Annotated in this window: 14 protein-coding genes; 12 read left to right on the top strand and 2 right to left on the bottom strand. The window is 64.2% G+C overall.

The window, feature by feature from the left end:
• Window positions 1–8 precede the first annotated feature (8 nt).
• The gene (xylB, locus tag AC07FD_RS36340) at window positions 9–1,463 is read left to right on the top strand and encodes a xylulokinase (RefSeq protein WP_478353747.1); all 1,455 of its coding nucleotides are present in this window, start codon (window positions 9–11) and stop codon (window positions 1,461–1,463) included.
• Window positions 1,464–1,501: 38 nt separating this feature from the next.
• Here xylB and AC07FD_RS36335 read toward each other — a convergent pair whose 3' ends face one another.
• Window positions 1,502–1,864: a nuclear transport factor 2 family protein gene (locus tag AC07FD_RS36335; protein WP_478353746.1), complete on the bottom strand. Its 363-nt coding sequence runs from the start codon at window positions 1,862–1,864 to the stop codon at window positions 1,502–1,504.
• A gap of 113 nt (window positions 1,865–1,977) precedes the next feature.
• On the opposite strand from AC07FD_RS36335, the gene xylA reads away from it, so the two are divergent.
• The 4 genes from xylA (at window position 1,978) to AC07FD_RS36315 (ending at window position 5,129) form a co-directional block, all read left to right on the top strand.
• Window positions 1,978–3,303 (top strand): xylose isomerase, encoded by a 1,326-nt coding sequence (gene xylA, locus AC07FD_RS36330; protein WP_478353745.1) that lies wholly within the window; start codon window positions 1,978–1,980, stop codon window positions 3,301–3,303.
• 145 nt (window positions 3,304–3,448) lie between these two features.
• Complete coding sequence (locus tag AC07FD_RS36325) at window positions 3,449–3,925, top strand: N-acetyltransferase family protein (RefSeq protein WP_478353744.1); 477 nt, start codon at window positions 3,449–3,451, stop codon at window positions 3,923–3,925.
• 175 nt (window positions 3,926–4,100) lie between these two features.
• Window positions 4,101–4,304: a hypothetical protein gene (locus tag AC07FD_RS36320; protein WP_095083103.1), complete on the top strand. Its 204-nt coding sequence runs from the start codon at window positions 4,101–4,103 to the stop codon at window positions 4,302–4,304.
• A 60-nt stretch (window positions 4,305–4,364) separates the two neighbouring features.
• Window positions 4,365–5,129 carry a TIGR01458 family HAD-type hydrolase gene (locus AC07FD_RS36315; RefSeq protein ID WP_478353743.1) on the top strand — a complete coding sequence of 255 codons (765 nt, stop codon included), beginning with the start codon at window positions 4,365–4,367 and terminating at the stop codon, window positions 5,127–5,129.
• On the opposite strand, the gene AC07FD_RS36310 is transcribed toward AC07FD_RS36315, so the two are convergent.
• Window positions 5,107–6,090 carry a GlxA family transcriptional regulator gene (locus AC07FD_RS36310; RefSeq protein ID WP_478353742.1) on the bottom strand — a complete coding sequence of 328 codons (984 nt, stop codon included), beginning with the start codon at window positions 6,088–6,090 and terminating at the stop codon, window positions 5,107–5,109. The two genes, AC07FD_RS36315 and AC07FD_RS36310, sit on opposite strands and share 23 nt — an antisense overlap.
• Before the next feature lie 135 nt (window positions 6,091–6,225).
• On the opposite strand from AC07FD_RS36310, the gene bcoG reads away from it, so the two are divergent.
• From bcoG to AC07FD_RS36275, 7 genes are all read left to right on the top strand, one after another.
• On the top strand, window positions 6,226–7,143 hold the full coding sequence (bcoG, locus tag AC07FD_RS36305; protein ID WP_478353741.1) for a 3-dehydrocarnitine:acetyl-CoA trimethylamine transferase BcoG: 918 nt from the start codon (window positions 6,226–6,228) through the stop codon (window positions 7,141–7,143).
• 21 nt (window positions 7,144–7,164) lie between these two features.
• Complete coding sequence (locus AC07FD_RS36300) at window positions 7,165–7,794, top strand: HD domain-containing protein (RefSeq protein WP_478353740.1); 630 nt, start codon at window positions 7,165–7,167, stop codon at window positions 7,792–7,794.
• On the top strand, window positions 7,791–8,873 hold the full coding sequence (locus tag AC07FD_RS36295; protein WP_478353739.1) for a carnitine 3-dehydrogenase: 1,083 nt from the start codon (window positions 7,791–7,793) through the stop codon (window positions 8,871–8,873). Before AC07FD_RS36300 ends, AC07FD_RS36295 begins: the two co-directional genes overlap by 4 nt.
• A 4-nt stretch (window positions 8,874–8,877) precedes the next feature.
• Window positions 8,878–10,041, top strand: a complete 1,164-nt coding sequence (locus AC07FD_RS36290) for an acyl-CoA dehydrogenase family protein (RefSeq protein ID WP_478353738.1) — start codon at window positions 8,878–8,880, stop codon at window positions 10,039–10,041.
• A gap of 84 nt (window positions 10,042–10,125) precedes the next feature.
• Window positions 10,126–12,204, top strand: a complete 2,079-nt coding sequence (locus AC07FD_RS36285; protein WP_478353737.1) for an acetate--CoA ligase family protein — start codon at window positions 10,126–10,128, stop codon at window positions 12,202–12,204.
• Entirely contained in the window at window positions 12,197–12,979 is a 783-nt protein-coding gene (locus AC07FD_RS36280; RefSeq protein ID WP_478353736.1) for a carnitinyl-CoA dehydratase, read from the top strand. The genes AC07FD_RS36285 and AC07FD_RS36280 overlap by 8 nt, the downstream gene beginning before the upstream one ends.
• Window positions 12,980–12,989: 10 nt before the next feature.
• The gene (locus AC07FD_RS36275) at window positions 12,990–13,928 is read left to right on the top strand and encodes an alpha/beta hydrolase (protein WP_478353735.1); all 939 of its coding nucleotides are present in this window, start codon (window positions 12,990–12,992) and stop codon (window positions 13,926–13,928) included.
• Window positions 13,929–13,970: the final 42 nt, after the last annotated feature.

Genomic DNA, 13,970 nt, shown 5'->3' with positions numbered 1-13,970 from the left:
AGGAAATCATGTATCTCGGCCTCGATCTCGGGACATCGGGCGTCAAGGCGCTGCTGATCGATGCCGAGCAGACTGTCATCGGCTCCGGTCATGCATCGCTCGACGTATCGCGGCCGCATCCGGGCTGGTCGGAACAGGATCCGTCTCACTGGATACGCGCTTGCGAAGAAGCAATTGCCGAACTGAAGGCTTCCCACCCAAGCCAGCTCGCCGCGGTGAAGTGCATCGGCCTGTCGGGACAGATGCATGGCGCGACCTTGCTCGATTCCGCCGACGAGGTGCTGCGGCCCTGCATCCTGTGGAACGACACGCGCAGCCATGCCGAGGCGGCGGCGCTGGACGCCGACCCGCGCTTTCGCCAGCTGACCGGCAACATCGTCTTTCCAGGCTTCACCGCGCCGAAACTTGCCTGGGTGAAGAACAACGAGCCGGCGGTCTTCACCCAGGTCGCAAAAGTGCTGCTGCCCAAGGATTTCCTGCGGCTCTGGCTTTCGGGTGAGTACATTTCGGAAATGTCGGATTCGGCCGGCACCTCCTGGCTCGATGTCGGCAAGCGGCACTGGAGTGCCGATTTGCTCGCAGCGACATCGCTCGACGAGAAGCAGATGCCGTCGCTGGTCGAGGGTACCGAGAAGGCCGGGGCCTTGCGCAGCGAATTGGCTTCGAGATGGGGCATGCAGGCTGGCATCCCGATCGCCGGCGGCGCCGGCGACAATGCGGCTTCGGCATGCGGCATGGGCACGGTCGGTGCAGGCCACGCCTTTGTCTCGCTCGGCACATCGGGTGTGCTGTTTGCCGCCAATGCTTCCTATCTGCCCAACCCGGCAAGCGCCGTCCACACCTTCTGCCATGCGCTGCCGAACACCTGGCATCAGATGGGCGTCATCCTGTCGGCGACCGATTCGCTGAACTGGCTGGCGGAGATCACCGGCAAAGGCGCGGGCGAACTGACCGCCGAGCTCGGCGATACGCTGAAGGCGCCGAGCGGTGTGTCCTTCCTGCCGTATCTGTCGGGCGAGCGCACGCCCTACAATGATGCCGCCATCCGCGGCGCGTTTACGGGATTGGCGCATGAATCGAGCCGCGTGGTGCTGACGCAGGCCGTGCTCGAAGGCGTCGCCTTCGCCTTCCGCGACAGTCTCGAGGCCCTCGCCACAGCCGGCACGACCTTGACGCGGGTGACGGCGATCGGCGGCGGTTCGCGTTCGCGCTACTGGCTGAAAGCGATCGCCACCGGGCTTGGCCTGCCCGTCGATATTCCCGCCGATGGCGATTTCGGCGCCGCCTTCGGCGCGGCGCGGCTTGGCCTGCTCGCGGCGACGGGTGCCGATCCACTCAGCATCTGCACGGCACCCAGGACGGATGCCACGATCGAACCGGATGCGGCACTCGGCGGCGTCTATGCCGATGCCTATCAACGCTACCGGGCGCTGTATCCGGCGATCAAGGTGGCCACGGCGTGAGTGCGTTCTCGCCCACGCCGCGGCCCGCCAGGGCGGCGTTATTGCGCCGGCACCTTGTCGAGAAAGCCGGTGACGCTCTTCAAGCGGCCGTTCTCGATGACGCCGATGTCGGTGCCTTCGATGATGGAGGGAGTGCCTTCCGGGCCGAGGTTCCACGAGAAGCGGATGGAGTCGGCAAAACCGTCCGGCGTGCCCTTCAGCGTGAACCGGAAGCCGGCAAAGCGCTGCTGGACGCCATCGATCAGCGCCGCGACGCCTGCATGGCCGTCGCCCTGCATCAGCGGATCGCGATAGCTGACGTCTTCGGTGAAGGTCGCCTTGAGCAATTCGGCCCGGCGGTCCGCGTCGCTCTCGTTCCAGGCGCTGATGTAGCCTTCGGCGATCTTGATGAGGTCGGTCATGGTCTGTCTCCTTCGTTTGATGGTTTTGACATGAGCCTTTTCGACCGGCGGAAGAACGAAACCAATTACGCCTGAGGTAATCAGGGCGAACTATTCGAGAGAGGACAAAGATCATGAGCAGCGGATTTTTCGGCGACATCAAAGAGATCAAGTATGAGGGGCCGGATTCGACCAATCCGCTGGCCTACCGGTTCTACAATCCCGACGAGGTGGTGGCCGGCAAGCGGCTGGAAGACCATCTGCGTTTCGCCGTCGCCTACTGGCATTCCTTCGCCTGGCCGGGCGGCGACCCGTTCGGCGGGCAGACCTTCGACCGTCCGTGGTTCCCGAAAGCGGGCGGCGTCGACACGATGGAACTGGCGAAGCTCAAGGCCGATGTCGCCTTCGAAATGTTCTCGCTGCTCGGCGCGCCCTATTTCTGCTTCCACGACGCCGACGTGAGGCCGGAGGGCAAGGACTTTTCCGAAAGTGCAGCACGCCTCGACGAGATCGCGGACTATTTCGCCACCAAGATGAAGCAGACCGGCGTCAAGCTCTTGTGGGGCACGGCGAACCTGTTCTCCAATCGCCGCTTCATGTCGGGCGCCGCCACCAATCCCGATCCGGATGTGTTTGCCTATGCGGCGGCGACGGTGAAAAGCTGCATCGACGTCACCAAGCGGCTGAAGGGCGAGAATTACGTGCTGTGGGGCGGCCGCGAGGGTTATGAGACACTGCTCAACACCGACCTTGCCCGCGAGCAGGAACAGGCCGGCCGCTTCCTCAGCCTGGTCGTCGACTACAAGCACAAAATAGGCTTCAAGGGCACGATCCTGATCGAGCCGAAGCCGCAGGAGCCGACCAAGCACCAGTACGACTATGATGTCGCGACGGTCTATGGCTTCCTCAAGCGTTTCGGGCTGGAGAAGGAGGTCAAGGTCAACATCGAGCAGGGCCACGCCATCCTGGCCGGCCATTCCTTCGAGCACGAGCTGGCGCTGGCCAATGCGCTCGGTATTTTCGGTTCGATCGACATGAACCGCAACGACTACCAGTCGGGCTGGGATACCGACCAGTTCCCCAACAACGTGCCGGAAATGGCATTGGCCTACTACCAGGTCCTGCAGGCCGGCGGCTTCAAGACCGGCGGCACCAATTTCGATGCCAAACTGCGGCGCCAGTCGCTCGATCCGCAGGATCTGCTGATCGGCCACATCGGCGGCATGGATTCGTGCGCGCGCGGCCTGAAAGCCGCAGCCCGCATGGTCGAGGACAAGGCGCTGTCGGCGCCACTGGCAGAGCGCTACGCCGGCTGGAACACGGCCGAGGGCAAGGCGATGCTGTCGGGCAAGCGCACGCTGGAAGAGATCGCCGAGCGCGTCGTCAAGAAGAAGATCGAGCCACAGCCAAGGTCCGGCCGCCAGGAACTGCTGGAAAACATCGTCAACCGGTACGTGTGAAGCCTGACCTCTGGACCGACATCCACCACCTCTGGCTGAAAGCAGCCGTGGTCGCCTTCTGCTAGTCACGGATCTTTGTTGGCCCGTGCGAGTTCAAGGTGCCGCGCCGCCGAAAAGGCGAAGCGGCGGCTGGCAGGAGGAGGAGATGGCAGAGGATCGAATCATCGTGCGCCGGGCGCTGGCAACCGACATCCCGGCGTTGAAGCAGGTGCTGCAGGAAACATTCCAAGGCACCTGGCTGCCGAACATCACCGAGGAATCGGCGCAGCACTACGTCGAATTGGATACTGGCGGGCGCTACGTCGACCAGAGCTGGCCGGAATTTGCCGTTGCCGAGATCGATGGCGACGTCGCCGGCCTGATCCATTGGCGCGCGGACTTCATCGAAGCCCTGCACGTCATGGCGTCGCGCCAAGGGCAAGGCGTCGGCCGCAAGCTGCTTTCCCATGCCGAACAGGCGATTGGCGCCGCCGGATTTGCGCAGGCGCGGCTGGAAACCGACACGTTCAATCTGCGCAGCCAGACGCTCTACAAAGCGGTTGGCTATGTCGAGAAAGATCGCTACCCCGACGACGAATGGGACAGCGGCTTCACCACCGTGCTGTTCGACAAGCGGCTGTAGACCTCTCCGACCTGGCCTGGCCAGACGCGGGAACGGCTTTGCGCAAGGCTGGCTCCGACGACACGGTTCGGCCCTTTGCCGCCCCTCAATGACCTCGCTCTTGCCTTCAAACTGCCGTCACGTATCTCGTATAAGACTGGCTCGTGGCGGGAGAGGAAGATGGAGGCGAACCGATATGCAGAACGAACGTGAAATCGACGCCCTGCTCTCACCTGGCGAGGCCGGATCGATCATCGACCGGCTGATGGCAATGCCGCATCCGAAAGACGGCACGCAGCGCACAAACGAATGGGATCGCGCGGTTGCTGCGCGACTTGAAACAGTGCTGGCCAAGAGCATGCGCTCGCGCATTGTCCACGAAAGCCGCGATGTCGCTTGAAGGTCCCTGTGGTTTGACGAACGGAGCCTGTTTCGTCATCCTTCGCCGATGGTACGCGCGGTGCTTCTGGACCTTTTGGGTGTCGTCTACAATGGCGACACCCCGATAGCGGGCGCTGTCTCGGCAATCGATCGCCTGCGCAATGCGGGCTTGCCGCTCCGCTTTGTCAGCAACACAACTCGCTCACCACACAAGGCAATCATCGCGCAACTTACCGCCCTCGGCGTCGAGGTTGGAGAAGAGGAATTGCTGACGCCGGCGCGTGCCGCCGTCGAATGGCTGCGCAGGCACGGCCTCACACCGCATCTGCTCGTCCATCCCAACCTGGAGCCTGAGTTTTCCGGACTGGATGGCGCAAATGGGCGGGCCGTCATCGTTGGAGATGCAGGCGAAGCCTTCGATCATGCCAGGCTCAACCGGGCGTTCCGCGAGCTGGTGGCCGGTGCCGATTTTGTGGCGCTCGCCACCAATCGCACCTTCAAGGATGCAGACGGTCTGCTCAGCCTCGACACGGGCGCCTTCGTTGCCGCCCTCGAATTCGCCAGTGGCCGAAGCCCTGTCGTGCTCGGCAAGCCGTCACCGGATTTCTTTCTTTCGGCGCTTGCCAATATGAACTGCTCGGCCGCCGATGCGGTCATGGTCGGCGACGATGCCGAGAGCGATGTCGCCGGCGCGCTGCGCGCCGGGCTTGGTGCGGCGCTGCTTGTGCGGACAGGCAAGTATCGCCCAAACGACGAAACACGTTTCAATCCGGCGCCCACGGCGGTGGTAGATGACCTCGCGGCCGCGACCGACTGGATACTCACCAACCGCGCCGTACTCTGACTGGCGCCGCGCCAAAAGCTCTCGAAAACGCTCTGGAAAACGCCGCGGCGGACGAAAATCCGGTCCGCCCGGCAATATCGGCCATAGCCACCCGGGTGTCGACCACCAGCCGGCGCGCCGCCCCCAGCCGAAGCCTGAGATAGTAGGCACCCGGCGTCTCGCCGATCGACTTGCGAAAGATGCTTTCCAGTGTCCGCGCCGTCACGCCGGCGCGCTTGGCCACCGCTTCTATGGTCAGCGGCTGGTCGACATGCGATTCCATCAATCGGATGGCTTGCGCCAGCCGTGGATCGTAGCCATCGAGCCGGCCGAGCGAGACCAACGGCTGGGCATCGGTGGCGGCGCGTGCCTGGTCGTAGATGAAGACGCTGGCGACATCGAGCGCGACGGCCATGCCGAGTCGCGTGCGAATGAGATGCAGCATCAGGTCGAAGGTCGGCGACGCGCCGCCTGAGGTGAAGACCGGTCCGTCGATGACATAGCGGTCCGGGCGGACATCGACGCCGGGAAAGGCCGACGCAAAATCCTCCATGTCCTCCCAGTGGGTGGTGGCGCTGCGCCCTTCCAGCAGGCCGGCGCGCGCCACCAGCCAGGTACCGGCCTCGACGCCGCCGCAGGCACGCGCCGTCCGTGCCGCCCGGCGCAGGCCTGACAACAGAGCCGACGTTGCGTAGTTCTGGGTGCCGAAGCCGGCGACGACGACAAGCACGTCGGCTGGATCGGCCGCGTCGAAGCGGCCACTGACCGCCACCGGCAGGCCGCACGTGGTGACCGGAGCCTCGCCGGTCATCGAGACCAGCTTGAAATCGAAGAGGGTCTCGCCGGAGATGCGGTTGGCGGCACGCAAGGGATCGACGGCCGACGCGACGCACATGATGGACGAGCCGGAAAACACCAACAGGGTCACCTTGAGCGGCAAGCGCTCGGCGCGAAAGATGTCAGGTTTTTCGCTTTTTATCATATGCTCTTCGTAAAAGGCAAAACAGTTTCCGGCAAGTCAGGCAATGTTGGTTGGTTCTTATGCATGTCGGTGTCCCAAAACCGGTTGCCACTTTTGGGCGGCATGCATGGTTGTTTCGATTGGGAGGAGAATTCGATGCCGCTCGCGATGAACCGTGAGGTCTTCATTACCTGTGCCGTGACTGGGTCCGGTGGCTCGCAGGACCGCAGCCCGCATGTGCCGCGCTCGCCCAAGCAGATCGCCGATTCGGCCATCGACGCGGCTAAGGCAGGTGCCGCGATCGTGCATTGCCATGTGCGCGACCCCGAAACAGGCAAACCTCGTCGCGACGTGCATCTCTACCGCGAGGTGACCGAGCGCATCCGCGCGGCAAACGTCGACGTCATCCTGAACCTGACCGCCGGCATGGGCGGTGACATGGTGTTCGGCTCGCCCGAAGCACCGCTGCCGCTGAATGAAAAAGGCACCGACATGGGCGGCGCCACCAACCGCATGGAACATGTGCGCCAGTGCCTGCCGGAAATCTGCACGCTCGACTGCGGCACCATGAATTTCGCCGAGGCCGACTATGTCATGACCAACACCCCCGGCATGCTGCGCGCCATGGGCGGCATGATGACGGCGCTCGGCGTCAAGCCGGAGATCGAGGCCTTCGACACCGGTCATCTGTGGTTCGCCAAGCAGCTGGTCGAGGAAAAGGTGCTGAACCCCGATGCCCTGGTGCAGCTCTGCATGGGCGTGCCGTGGGGTGCGCCTGACGACCTCAACACCTTCATGGCCATGGTCAACAATGTGCCGTCGACCTGGAACTGGTCGGCCTTTGCCATCGGCCGCAACCAGATGGCCTATGCAGCCGCAGCGGTGCTTGCCGGCGGCAATGTCCGCGTCGGGCTGGAAGACAATCTGTGGCTCGACAAGGGCGTGCTGGCAACCAATGCGCAGCTGGTCGAGCGCGCCGCCAGTATCGTCACCAATCTGGGCGCCAGGATCCTCGGGCCCGAAGACGTGCGCAAGAAGCTGAACCTGACCAAGCGGGCGCCGATAGCGGCATAACTCAATCGCTGGGAGGTCGGCATGACTACCGTCAAGTTCACCGCGATGAAGGATGGCGACAGGCAGGACTACGAGTTTCTGACCGCGCATGAGATCGACTATGCGGCCAGGACCGGCGAGCGGCTGCTCGACGCGCTGGTCCAGCTCGATGAAGGCCTGTCGGGCTACAAGATCACCCGGCTCGGCCATTCGCTGCAGGCGGCGACGCGCGCCTGGCGCGATGGCGCCGACACCGACTGGATCGCCTGCGCGCTGCTGCACGACATCGGCGACATCTACGCGCCCTACAATCACGATGAATACGCCGCTTCGATCCTGAAACCGTTCGTGCGCGAGCAATGCACATGGGTGGTGGAGAAGCATGGCGACTTCCAGCGGCTCTACTATGCCCATTATCTTGGCGGCGACCGCCACGCCCGCGACCGCTTCGCCGGCCACGCCTATTTCGACGATTGCGATGCGTTTTGCGAACGCTGGGACCAATCGAGCTTCGACCCCGACTATGACACGCTGCCGATCGAATTCTTCCGGCCCTTCGTGCTCGAAGTCTTTGCCCGCAAGGCCTACGACGCTTCCGTGATCCGTGCCGGCGAGCGCGAGCCCCTCATCGATCCCGAAACTGCCACCAAGAGAACCGGAGCCCCAGCATGAGCATCATCAACAAGGCGGCCGCCATCGGCGGCGGTGTCATCGGCGCCGGCTGGGTGGCACGCCTGCTGCTCAACGGCATCGACGTATCTATCTTCGATCCCGATCCGGAGGCGTCGCGCAAGGTCAGCGAAGTGATGAAGGGAGCGCGCCGCGCCTATAAGCAGATGGTGCCCGGCGGCCTGCCGAAAGAGGGCCGGCTGACCTTCGCCAAGACCATCGCCGAGGCGGTGGCCGACGCCGATTTCATCCAGGAAAGCGTGCCGGAACGACTCGACCTCAAGCACCGCGTGCTGGCCGAGATCGATGTCCATGCATCTGCCAACGCCATTGTCGGTTCCTCCACCTCCGGCATCAAGCCGACCGACATGCAGGTGGCGATGAAGAAGCACCCTGAGCGGTTAGTCGTTGGCCATCCGTTCAACCCGGTCTATCTCCTGCCGCTGGTCGAGATCGTCGGTGGCGAGCAGACCTTTCCCGAAGCAATCGAAGTCGCCAAGGAGATCTACGCCTCGATCGGCATGAAACCGGTCGTCATCCGCAAGGAAATCGAAGCCTTCGTCGGCGACCGCCTGCTCGAAGCGGCATGGCGCGAGGCGCTGTGGCTGATCAAGGACGGCATCTGCACGGTCGAGGAACTCGACGACATCATGCGCTATGGCTTCGGCCTGCGCTGGGCGCAGATGGGCATGTTCCAGGTCTATCGCGTCGCCGGCGGCGAGGCCGGCATGCGCCACTTCATGGCGCAGTTCGGTCCGTGCCTGAAATGGCCGTGGACCAAGCTGATGGACGTGCCAGAGTTCAACGACGAATTGGTCGACCTGATCGCAACGCAGTCGGACGACCAGGCGCATGGGCTGTCGATCCGCGAGCTGGAAAAGATCCGCGACGACAATCTGGTCGCGATCATGGACGCGCTGTCGAAGCAGAACAAAGGCAAGGGCTGGGGCGCTGGCGCCTTGCACAAGGACTATACCAAGCAGTTGGCCAAGCTTGCGGCGAAGAAGCCGACCGCCTCCAAGGCGGCAGAGAAGGCCAAGGCAAGCAAGCCGAAGAAAAAGACCGGCAAGAAGAAGGGCTGACCCCATGGATTTCGGGCTGTCGGAGGAACAGAAGCTCATCGTCGAGACGACGCGTGCCTTCGTCGAAAACGAGCTCTATCCGCATGAGCGCGAGGTCGAGCGCACCGGCGTGCTGCGCCGCGAACTGATCGAGGAGATCAAGGTCAAGGCGATCGAAGCCGGGCTCTATGCTGCCAACATGCCGGCGGATGTCGGTGGCGCCGGGCTCGATACGGTGACCTGGCTGCTTTATGAAAAGGAGCTCGGCCGCGCCAACTATGCCCTGCATTGGACCTGCGTGGCGCGCCCTTCCAACATCCTTTTGGCCGGCACGCCGGAGCAGCGCGAAAAATATCTGTTCCCTTGCATCCGCGGCGAGAAATGGGACTGCCTGGCGATGACCGAGCCGGGCGCCGGTTCCGATCTGCGCGGCATGAAGGCGACCGCGGTGCAGGATGGCGACGACTGGGTGCTGAACGGCACCAAGCACTTCATCAGCCATGCCGATCTCGCCGATTTCGCCATCGTCTTCATGGCCTCGGGCGAAGAGGATTCGCCGCGCGGCAAGCGCAAGAAGATCACCGCCTTCTTCGTCGACAAGGGTACCAAGGGCTTTACCGTGCGCGACGGCTATCGCAACGTCTCGCATCGCGGCTACACCAACGCCATCCTCGAATTCGATGATTGCCGGCTTCCGGCAAGCCAGGTGCTCGGCGAAGTCCACAAGGGATTTGACGTCGCCAATTCCTGGCTCGGTGCCACCCGGCTGCAGGTCGGCGCCACCTGCCTCGGCCGCGCCGAGCGGGCACTTGGCCATGCCGTCGAATATGCCGCCCAGCGCCAGCAGTTCGGCCAGCAGATCGGCAAGTTCCAGGGCGTGTCGTTCAAGCTTGCCGACATGGCGACGGAACTGAAGGCGGCTGACCTGATGGTGTTCGAAGCCGGCTGGAAGTACGATCAGGGCACCGTCACCGATCAGGACATGGCCATGGCCAAACTGAAGGCCACCGAAATGCTTGCCTTCGTCGCCGACGAAGCGATCCAGATCCATGGTGGCATGGGGCTGATGGACGACCTGCCGCTGGAGCGAATCTGGCGCGACGCGCGCGTCGAGCGTATCTGGGAAGGCACGTCCGAGATCCAGCGCCACATCATTTCACGGGCTCTGCTGCGCCCGTTTGGAGCCTGAGCATGATCGCGAAAAGTGGAATCCGGTTTTCTTGGACAAACGATCTCGTTTGTTCTGAGATCATGCTCCAACGAGAAAACCATCATGCATAAACTCGAACGTCTCCTGCGGCCGAAGTCGATCGCTGTCTTCGGTGGCGCGCAGGCCGCCGCCGTCGTCGCGCAGTCGATCAAGATGGGCTTTGCAGGCGATATCTGGCCGGTGCACCCGACCAAGGACGAGGTGGCCGGCCGCAAGGCCTATCGTTCGGTAGCCGACCTGCCCGGCGCGCCGGACGCCGCCTTTGTCGGCGTCAACCGCCACCTGACCATCGAGGTGGTCAAGGCGCTGGCCGAACGCGGCGCCGGCGGCGCCGTCTGCTTTGCCGCAGGCTTCCTCGAGACCGAGGCCTATGACGACGACGGCGAGCGGCTGCAGGCCGAGCTGGTCTCGGCGGCGGGCCAGATGCCGATCATCGGGCCTAATTGCTATGGCCTGATCAACTATGCCGACGGCGCACTCCTGTGGCCCGACCAGCATGGCGGCATCAGGCTGTCCGAGGGCGGCAAAGGCGTCGCCATCATCACCCAATCGTCCAACATCGCCATCAACATGACGATGCAGAAGCGCGGCCTGCCGATCGCCTTCCTGATGACTGCCGGCAACCAGGCGCAGACCGGCCTGTCCGAAATGGCGCTTGGCCTGATCGAGGACGAGCGGGTCACGTCGCTCGGGCTGCACATTGAGGCCTTCGATTCGGTAGCCGGCTTCGAACGGCTGGCGGCCCGGGCACGCGAGCTGAAGAAGCCGATCATCGCCATGAAAGTCGGACGTTCCGAACAGGCGCGGCAGGCGACAGTCTCGCACACCGCCTCGCTGGCCGGCTCGGACGCGGCCTCGGGCGCCTTCCTGAGGCGGCTGGGCATTGCCCGTGTCGATTCCATTCCCGCCTTCATCGAGGCGCTGAAGCTGCTGCATGTCACCGGACCCTTGCCGGGTTATCGTCTGTCGTCGATGAGCTGCTCGGGCGGCGAGGCGTCTGTCATGGCCGACAGCGCAGAAGGTCGCTGGGTCAATTTCCCTGAACTGACCGGTTCGCACCGCGCTCATGTCAAATCGACGCTCGGGCCGCTGGTGGCGGTGGCCAACCCGCTCGATTACCACACCTTCATCTGGAACAACGAGCCGGCGATGACCGCCACCTTCACCGCCATGGTGTCGGGCGGCTTCGACCTCAACATGCTGGTGCTGGACTTCCCGCGCCCCGACCGCTGCTCGGACACCGACTGGTGGGCGACATTGCGCGCCTTCGAATCGGCGCTGAAGACCAACAGGGCGCAAGGCGCCATAGTCTCCTCGCTGCCCGAGAACTTGCCGGAGGAGTACACGGCCGGACTGATGGCGCGTGGCATGGTGCCGTTGTTCGGCATTTCCGAGGCCATGGACGCCGCCCAGGCGGCAGCCTTCATCGGCTGGGCATGGCGCGAACCGCAGGCGCAGCCGATCGACACATCCGCCTCCGGCGCGCCCGGTGGCGACCACATCACGCCCGACGAGGCCGAGGCGAAATCGCGGCTGATCAAGGCCGGCCTGCCGGTGCCTAAGGGCGAACGCGCCGCCAATGCGGTCGAGGCGGTGATCTCGTCGATGGCGCTCGGCTTTCCGGTGGCGCTGAAGGCGCTGGGCGTCACCCACAAATCCGAGGTCGGTGCTGTCAGGCTCAACCTCAAGGACGCCGAATCCGTCAGCACGGCAGCGCATGACCTGCTGCCGCTCGGCACCGGCCTCTATGTCGAACGCATGGTGCGCGACGGCGTCGCCGAACTGATCGTCGGCTTCACCCGTGATCCGATGTTCGGCGCGGTGATGACGCTGGGCACCGGCGGCGTGCTGGTCGAGCTGTTGCGCGACAGCGTCACGCTGATGCTGCCGGCAACTGGCGACGACATCGAGGCGGCGTTGCGCGGCCTCAAACTGTTCCCGCTGCTCGAAGGCTATCGCGGCCGGCCGAAAGCCGACGTCGCCGCAGCCATCGAGGCTATCTCGGGCATTGCCGCCTTCGTGCAGCAGAATGCCGGCGAGATCGAGGAACTCGACATCAACCCGCTGATCGTCTGCACAGAGGGCAAGGGCGCCTGGATCGCCGACGCGCTGCTGGTGCTGGGAGACAAGAAGAATGTCTGACGTCATTTCGACCCGTCGCGAGGGCACCATCCTCGAGGTCACGCTCGACCGGCCCAAGGCCAACGCCATCGACCTCAAGACCTCGCGGCTGATGGGCGAGACGTTCAAGGCATTCCGCGACGATCCGGATCTGCGCGTTGCCATCGTCAAGACCGCCGGCGACAAGTTCTTCTGCGCCGGCTGGGATCTGAAGGCGGCTGCCGGCGGCGATGCGGTCGACGGCGACTATGGCGTCGGCGGCTTTGCCGGGCTGCAGGAACTGCGCGACCTCAACAAGCCGGTCATCGCTTGCGTCAACGGCATGGCGGTGGGCGGCGGCTTCGAGCTGGCGTTGTCGTGCGACCTCATCTACGCCTCCGATCATTCCTCTTTCGCGCTGCCCGAGATCCGCGCCGGCACGCTGGCCGATGCCGCGACGATCAAATTGCCGAAGCGCATCCCCTATCATGTCGCCATGGACCTTTTGCTCACCGGCCGCTGGATGGACGTCGCGGAGGGGCATCGCTGGGGCCTGGTCAACGAGGTGCTGCCCAAGGAGAAGCTCGAGGACCGCGTCTGGGAGATCGCCCGGCTGCTCGCCGGCGGCCCGCCGCTGGTGTTTGCCGCGATCAAGGAGACGGCGCGGGTGGCCGAGGCGCTGACCTTCCAGGACGCGATGAACAAGGTAACGCGCCGCCAGTTGCCGACCGTCGATGCCCTCTACGGCTCCGAAGACAATATGGAAGGTTTTCGCGCTTTCGCCGAAAAGCGCGAGCCGGTGTGGAAGGGGAAGTAGTGGCGGCCCCATGACCGACTACAAAGCCCTCATCGACGCCGAGACCTGGGCCTTCATCGAGCGAACCAATTCCTATTATCCGCCTGATACGATCGACTACACGATCGCACAGCAGCGCGAGATCTATGACCGCATGTGCCGCGAATTCTTTGCCGGCTATCCCGAGGGTGTTGCGGTCGAAACCTCCGCCATTGCCGCGCCCACGCACGACATCCCGATCCGCGTCTACCGAAGCGCGCCGCAGGCAGCGGCGACGGCGCTTTATTTCCATGGCGGCGGCTTCATCCTCGGCGGGCTGGATAGCCATGACGATGTCTGCGCCGAGCTCTGCGCCCGCACCGGCTATGAGGTGGTCTCGGTCGACTACCGGCTGGCGCCGGAGCACCTGCATCCGGCGGCCTTCGACGACGTGATGAGCGCCTTCGAATGGGCCACCGCCAATCGCGAGCATCCCGTCGTGCTTTGCGGCGACAGCGCCGGCGGCAATCTTGCCGCTGCCGTCAGCCATGCGACACGCGGCCATCAGCGCAAGCCGATTGGCCAGGTGCTGATCTATCCCGGCCTCGGCGGCGACCGCTCGCGCGGTTCTTATGTGACGCATGCCGAGGCGCCGATGCTGACCGTGCGCGATCTCGAGTTCTACAAGAACATCCGCACCGGCGGCGTGGATAGGACCGGTGACATCACGCTGTCGCCGCTCGCCGACGCCGACTTCGCCAATCTGCCGCCGACGGTGCTGATCACTGCCGAGTGCGACCCGCTGTCGTCAGACGGCGAGGCCTATCGCGCACGCGTCGCCGCCGCCGGCGGACGGGCATATTGGTTCGAGGAAGCTGGGCTGGTGCATGGCTATCTGCGAGCCCGGCACACGGTCGCCCGCGCCCGCGCCAGCTTTACGCGGATCGTCGATGCGGTAGCCGCTTTGGGAACGGGCGAATGGGTCCCCTGAGCGCCGTCATCCATATGCGGCGTATATAATTCAGGCCAAAAC

This window comes from Mesorhizobium waitakense (genome assembly GCF_056431085.1).
This window is presented reverse-complemented; position numbering and strand designations above follow the sequence as displayed.

Coding starts and splice junctions, on each gene's coding strand:
- xylB (WP_478353747.1), top strand. CDS start 9: ATGTATCTCGGCCTCGATCTCGGGACATCGGGCGTCAAGGCGCTGCTG.
- AC07FD_RS36335 (WP_478353746.1), bottom strand. CDS start 1,864: ATGACCGACCTCATCAAGATCGCCGAAGGCTACATCAGCGCCTGGAAC.
- xylA (WP_478353745.1), top strand. CDS start 1,978: ATGAGCAGCGGATTTTTCGGCGACATCAAAGAGATCAAGTATGAGGGG.
- AC07FD_RS36325 (WP_478353744.1), top strand. CDS start 3,449: ATGGCAGAGGATCGAATCATCGTGCGCCGGGCGCTGGCAACCGACATC.
- AC07FD_RS36320 (WP_095083103.1), top strand. CDS start 4,101: ATGCAGAACGAACGTGAAATCGACGCCCTGCTCTCACCTGGCGAGGCC.
- AC07FD_RS36310 (WP_478353742.1), bottom strand. CDS start 6,090: ATGATAAAAAGCGAAAAACCTGACATCTTTCGCGCCGAGCGCTTGCCG.
- bcoG (WP_478353741.1), top strand. CDS start 6,226: ATGCCGCTCGCGATGAACCGTGAGGTCTTCATTACCTGTGCCGTGACT.
- AC07FD_RS36300 (WP_478353740.1), top strand. CDS start 7,165: ATGACTACCGTCAAGTTCACCGCGATGAAGGATGGCGACAGGCAGGAC.
- AC07FD_RS36295 (WP_478353739.1), top strand. CDS start 7,791: ATGAGCATCATCAACAAGGCGGCCGCCATCGGCGGCGGTGTCATCGGC.
- AC07FD_RS36290 (WP_478353738.1), top strand. CDS start 8,878: ATGGATTTCGGGCTGTCGGAGGAACAGAAGCTCATCGTCGAGACGACG.
- AC07FD_RS36285 (WP_478353737.1), top strand. CDS start 10,126: ATGCATAAACTCGAACGTCTCCTGCGGCCGAAGTCGATCGCTGTCTTC.
- AC07FD_RS36280 (WP_478353736.1), top strand. CDS start 12,197: ATGTCTGACGTCATTTCGACCCGTCGCGAGGGCACCATCCTCGAGGTC.
- AC07FD_RS36275 (WP_478353735.1), top strand. CDS start 12,990: ATGACCGACTACAAAGCCCTCATCGACGCCGAGACCTGGGCCTTCATC.